At 73.7% G+C, this 5,568-nt stretch carries 5 protein-coding genes and 1 pseudogene; 5 read left to right on the top strand and 1 reads right to left on the bottom strand.

Annotated elements, in window-relative coordinates; all coding sequences use genetic code 11:
• Both ACTWQJ_RS45490 and cobI read left to right on the top strand, forming a co-directional pair.
• Positions 1-663: pseudogene (locus ACTWQJ_RS45490) on the top strand (cobyrinate a,c-diamide synthase); the annotation flags it as partial.
• Positions 660-1,409, top strand: coding sequence for a precorrin-2 C(20)-methyltransferase (gene cobI, locus ACTWQJ_RS45495; protein WP_443312255.1), 750 nt, complete (start codon positions 660-662; stop codon positions 1,407-1,409). The pseudogene ACTWQJ_RS45490 and the gene cobI, both read left to right, overlap by 4 nt.
• Positions 1,410-1,420: 11 nt before the next feature.
• Here cobI and ACTWQJ_RS45500 read toward each other — a convergent pair whose 3' ends face one another.
• Positions 1,421-2,125, bottom strand: coding sequence for a ZIP family metal transporter (locus ACTWQJ_RS45500; protein ID WP_385509092.1), 705 nt, complete (start codon positions 2,123-2,125; stop codon positions 1,421-1,423).
• Between the two features lie 113 nt (positions 2,126-2,238).
• On the opposite strand from ACTWQJ_RS45500, the gene cobM reads away from it, so the two are divergent.
• From cobM to ACTWQJ_RS45515, 3 genes are all read left to right on the top strand, one after another.
• Positions 2,239-3,057 (top strand): precorrin-4 C(11)-methyltransferase, encoded by an 819-nt coding sequence (gene cobM / locus ACTWQJ_RS45505; RefSeq protein ID WP_443312256.1) that lies wholly within the window; start codon positions 2,239-2,241, stop codon positions 3,055-3,057.
• Positions 3,054-4,289: a precorrin-6y C5,15-methyltransferase (decarboxylating) subunit CbiE gene (cbiE, locus tag ACTWQJ_RS45510; RefSeq protein WP_443312257.1), complete on the top strand. Its 1,236-nt coding sequence runs from the start codon at positions 3,054-3,056 to the stop codon at positions 4,287-4,289. Before cobM ends, cbiE begins: the two co-directional genes overlap by 4 nt.
• The coding region (locus ACTWQJ_RS45515; RefSeq protein WP_443312258.1) for a cobalamin biosynthesis protein at positions 4,286-5,568 on the top strand (1,283 nt) is incomplete at its 3' end. The genes cbiE and ACTWQJ_RS45515, both read left to right, overlap by 4 nt.

A 5,568-nucleotide genomic window follows, 5' to 3' on the forward strand; every position in this document is an offset into this window, starting at 1 on the left:
CCCCCCTATCGGCCCGAAGGGCCTCGTCCTCGAACTCCCCCAGAGGGGGTACCCCCAGACGGGCTGAGAGTTGCCGTTGCCGGTGGAGCGGCCTTCACGTTTTCCTATGCCGAGCACAGTGAGTTGCTCGCTGCTGCGGGGGCCGACGTCGTGGCCTTTGATCCGCTTCGTGATGAGCAACTGCCCGAAGGAACGTGCGGGTTGGTCATCGGGGGCGGGTTTCCCGAGGTGTATGCCGCCGAGTTGTCCGCGAACGAGCCGCTTCGTAAAGCCATTGGGGAGCTTGCGCTCGCGGGCGCGCCTGTTGCCGCCGAGTGTGCCGGGCTGCTGTATCTGTGCCGGGAGTTGGAGGGGCTGCCCATGTGCGGCGTGCTCGATGCGGATGCGCGGATGTCGGAGCGGCTCACCCTCGGCTACCGGGACGCCGTCGCCGTGAGCGACAGCGTGCTCGCCGGGGCCGGGACGCGGATGCGTGGGCACGAGTTTCATCGGACCGTGGTCGAGCCCGGGTCCGGTACCGCCCCTGCCTGGGGCATACGGGCGCCCGAGCGGCGCGTCGAAGGCTTCGTACAGCGCGGTGTGCACGCGAGTTATCTGCACACGCACTGGGCGTCCGCGCCCGGTGCGGCCCGTCGGTTCGTGGAGAGGTGCCGGACGTCATGAGCAGCAGGCTGATCGGAGTCGGGGTCGGTCCCGGCGACCCGGAGCTGGTGACCGTCAAGGGCGTCAACGCGCTGCGCGCCGCCGACGTGGTCGTCGTCCCGGTCATGGCTGCATTTGATGGAAAAGATGGCGGTGAGCGCGGGCGCGCCGAGGCGACCGTGCTGCACTACGTGCCCGAGGAGAAGGTGCTGCGGGTGGTGTTCGCGCTGAACGAGCGGAGCGACCGGGCGCGGCGCGAGGCCGCCTGGGACGCGGCGGGTGAGCGGGTCGCCGGGTTGCTCACCCGGCATGCCGCCGTGGCCTTCGCGACGATCGGGGACCCGAACGTGTACTCCACGTTCACCTATCTTGCGCAGACCATCGCCGAGCTGGTCCCGGGGACCGTCGTCGAGACCGTGCCCGGCATCACCGCCATGCAGGACCTCGCGGCGCGGTCGGGTGCCGTGCTGACGGAGGGGACCGAGCCGCTGACGCTGGTGCCGGTGACCGCCGGGGCCGCCGTGCTCAAGGAGGCCCTGAACGGGCCCGGGACCGTCGTCGCCTATAAGTTCGGGCGGCAGGCGGCCGAGGTCGCGGAGGCGTTGCGGGAGAGCGGACGGCTCGACGGGGCCGTGTGGGGGTCGGCGCTGGGGCTGCCGGAGGAGTCCGTCCGGCCGGCCGGCGAGCTGGACGGGACTGCGCTGCCGTATCTCTCGACGCTCATCGCGCCCGCGCGGCGCGACGGCGGGCGGGGCGGCAAGTTGTGAACCTCGAGGGCTCACTCCGCGATGCCCACCACCAGCCAGATGAACGCCGCCCCCGCGACCGTGCACAGCAGCGTGGAGCGGGCGGGGTGTTCGTGGTGGGCCTCGGGCAGGATCTCGGCCGCGGCGAGGTAGAGCAGTGCGCCGCCGAAGAAGCCGAGGTAGGCGCCGAGCAGCGGCTCCGGGATGGCGAAGAGCAGGGTCGAGGCCGCGCCGGCGACCGGTGCGGCCGCGGCGGCGAACAGCATCGTCAGCGCCCTGCGGCGGGCGTTTCCGTACAGGCGGGTGAGCGTGTACGTGTTGAAGCCGTCCGCGAAGTCATGGGCGATCACCGCGAGCGCCACGGCCACGCCCATGCCGCCACCGACCTGGAAGGCGGCGCCGATCGCCACGCCGTCCATCGCGCTGTGCCCGATCAGCGCGGCCGCCGCCGTCAGGCCCACCTCCGGGGTGCGGTCGGCACGGCGGGCGGCGAGCAGGCGTTGCACCAGATGGGCCAGCAGGAAGCCGGCCACGAAGAGGAGCAGCGCGGCCGGTACCCCGTAGAGCTCGGTGTCCGCCGCCGCCAGTGCCTCCGGCAGCACGTCCAGGCCGACGACGCCCAGCATCAGGCCGCCGGCCAGGCCCAGCACCAGGTGCCGGCGGTCGGTGACGCGCAGGGCCGTCCAGCCGCCCGCCAGCGTCATCAGGAACGCGCCGAGCGCGACGAAGACAGCCATGCGCCCTTGCTATCGGATCGACGGGCGTGTGCGCACTCCCCTCGCTCGAGGGGACCCCGATGGCGTCACCAGCCGCAGTACTCGTAGGACTTGTAGGAGAGGACCGATTTCCCATGGCCGATGCCCCCACCGGCAAGGTGACCTTCGTCGGTGCCGGCCCCGGCGCCGCCGATCTGCTGACGTTCCGTGCCGCGCGCGCCATCGCCGAGGCCGATGTCGTGATCTGGGCGGCGAGCCTGGTGCAGGCGGAGGTCCTCGAGCACGCCCGGGAGGGCGCGGAGATCCTCGACTCGGCGACGATGTCGCTGGAGGACGTGGTCGCCGTGTACGAGCGCGCGCACGCCGAGGGCCTGAAGGTGGCCCGCATCCACTCCGGCGACCCGGCGCTGTGGGGCGGCACGCAGGAGCAGCTCGACCGGTGCGCCGAGGTCGGTATCGCGACCGAGGTCGTGCCTGGTGTGTCGTCGTTCTCGGCGGTGGCCGCGCTCGCACAGCGGGAGCTGACCATCCCGGAGGTGGCGCAGTCGGTCGTCCTCACCCGGCTCGGCGGCGGCAAGACGCCGATGCCGCCCGGGGAGGAGGTACGCGAGTTCGCCAAGCACGGCACGACCATGGCGGTCTTCCTGTCGGCGGCCCGCAGCGGGCAGCTGGTGCGGGAGCTGCTGGAGGGCGGCTATCCGACGACCACCCCGGTCGTCGTCGCCTACCAGGCGACGTGGCCGGAGGAGCTGATCGTGAAATGCACGATCGGCACGCTGGAGGAGACGGTCAAGGAGCACAAGCTCTGGAAGCACACCCTCTTCCTGGTCGGTCCGGCCCTCGACGCGCACGGCACCCGCTCGCACCTGTACCACCCCGGTCACTTCCACGGCTACCGCAAGGCCGACCCGCAGGCCCGTCGGGCGCTGCGCGAGCGGGGTGCGAGCACGTGATCACCGTCGTCGGTACGGGGACGGGGGCCGCGCTGCCGGACGGCGTGGCCGCCGGGGCGGAGCTCGTCGTGGGCGGGCGGCGGCATCTGGACAGCGTGCGGCTGCCGGAGGGCGCCGAGCGGATCGTGCTCGGGCCGCTGGCGCCCGCGCTGGACACCATCGAGGAGTACGTCGCCAAGGACCGGCCGGTGGTCGTGCTGGCCTCCGGGGATCCGGGGTTCTTCGGGATCGTACGGGCGCTTGCGGAGCGGTTCGGGGCCGGGCGGCTGGACGTGCGGCCCGGCGTCTCGTCCGTCGCCGCCGCCTTCGCACGGATCGGGCTGCCCTGGGACGACGCCGTGGTGGTCAGCGCGCACGGGCGGGAACTTCGGACGGCGGTGAACGTGTGCCGGGCCCGGCCGAAGGTCGCCGTGCTGACGGGACCTGGCGCCGGTCCGGCCGAGTTGGGGGCCGCGCTGCTGCACCGTGAGCGCGTCCTGGTCGTCGCGTCCGCGCTGGGCGATCCGGAGCGGGAGCGTGTGGAGCGGGTGACGCCCGCCGAGGCCGCGGCCCGCGACTGGGGTACGGCCGTGAGTGTCGTGCTGTGCCTGGACGAGACGCGTGCGCTTGGCGCTGTACGGACGGTCGCCGGGCCTCCTGCCGCGCCCCCCGGATGGGCGCTGGACGAGGCCGGGTTCGCCCACCGTGACTCGATGATCACCAAGTTCGAGGTGCGGGCGCTGGCCCTGGCCCGGCTCGGGCCGCGCCTGGGCGACCTGGTGTGGGACGTCGGTGCCGGCTCCGGCTCGGTGGCCGTCGAATGCGCCCGGCTCGGCGCCGCCGTCGTCGCGGTCGAGAAGACGGCCGACGGAGTGGAGCGCATCCGCGCCAACGCCGGGGCGCACGGCGTCGACGTCCACGTCGTGCACGGGACGGCGCCGGACGTCCTGGCCGGCCTCGACGATCCCGACGCGGTGTTCGTGGGCGGCGGAGGGCGCGAGTTGCCGGCCATCGTGACGGCGTGTGCGCGGCGGGCCCGGCGGGCGGTGGTCGTCGCCATGGCCGCGCTCGACCGGGTGCCGGCGGCCCGCGAGGCGCTCACCGGTGCCGGCTTCGACTGCGACGGCGTGCTGCTGCAGTCGTCACGGCTGGCGCCGCTGCCGGGGGACGTGACCCGGCTCGCGGCGACCAATCCCGTTTTTCTGCTGTGGGGCACAAGGCCTCAAGCCTGTCGTGAAGGAGATGCCCAGTGATCGGCCTCATTTCCGCCACCGCGGCGGGGGCGGCGGCGCGGGACCGGCTGGCCGCGGCGTGGCCGGACCGGACGCGGGTGTACGAGGGTCCCGTGGGGGACGCCGTGCGGGCCGCGTTCGCGGAGTGCGAGCAGCTGGTGTGTTTTCTGGCGACGGGGGCGGTGGTACGGCTGGTCGCGCCGCTGCTCTCGGACAAGAACGCCGATCCCGGTGTGGTGTGCGTCGACGAGGGCGGGCGGTTCGCTGTTTCGCTGGTGGGCGGGCACGGGGGTGGCGCCAATGAACTCGCCCGTGAAGTTGGTGGGTTGCTGGGCGCCGAGCCCGTGGTGACGACGGCCACCGACGCTACGGGGCTGGCAGGTCTTGACACCCTGGGCCTGCCCGTGGAGGGCGATGTGGCCGCGGTGTCGCGGGCGTTGCTGGACGGTGAGCCGGTCGCTCTGCGCGCGGAGTCGGCATGGCCCCTGCCTGCGCTGCCGGTCGCGGCGGAGGGGGCATACACCATCCGTGTGACGGACCGGGCGACCGACCCGGCAGAGCATGAGGTGCTGCTCCGCCCGCCGTCCCTCGTCGTCGGCGTCGGCGCCTCCAGGAACGCCCCCGTCGACGAGGTCCTCGGGCTCATCGAGGGCAGCCTGCGGGAGGCGGGACTGTCCCCTCGGAGCGTCGCCGAACTCGCCACCGTCGACGCGAAGGCCGGTGAACCCGGAATCGTCGAGGCGGCCGAGCGGCTCGGCGTGCCTCTGGTGACGTACTCCGCCGAGGAGCTGGCGCAGGTCGACGTGCCCAACCCTTCCGACGCGCCCCTCGCCGCCGTCGGGACGCCGTCCGTCGCGGAGGCGTCGGCGCTGGTGCGCGGCGGTGAACTCCTCGTCCCCAAGCGGAAGTCGGCCATGGCCACCTGTGCCGTCGTACGGCGGCCGGGGCGCGGGCGGCTCGCGGTGGTCGGGCTCGGGCCCGGTGCCCGCGATCTGCTCACCCCGCGTGCCGGGGCGGAACTGCGGCGTGCCGCCGTGCTCGTCGGGCTCGACCAGTACGTCGACCAGATCCGCGACCTGCTGCGGCCCGGCACCCGGATCCTGGAGTCGGGGCTCGGGGCCGAGGAGGAGCGGGCGCGCACGGCGGTCGAGGAGGCCCGGAAGGGACACGCGGTCGCGCTGATCGGCAGCGGCGACGCGGGCGTCTACGCCATGGCGTCACCGGCGCCGGCGGAGGCGGGCGACGACATCGACGTCGTGGGCGTGCCCGGGGTGACCGCCGCGCTCGCGGCCGAGGCGAT

This window comes from Streptomyces sp. KR55 (genome assembly GCF_052245645.1).
GTDB classification, from domain to species: domain Bacteria; phylum Actinomycetota; class Actinomycetes; order Streptomycetales; family Streptomycetaceae; genus Streptomyces; species Streptomyces flavusporus.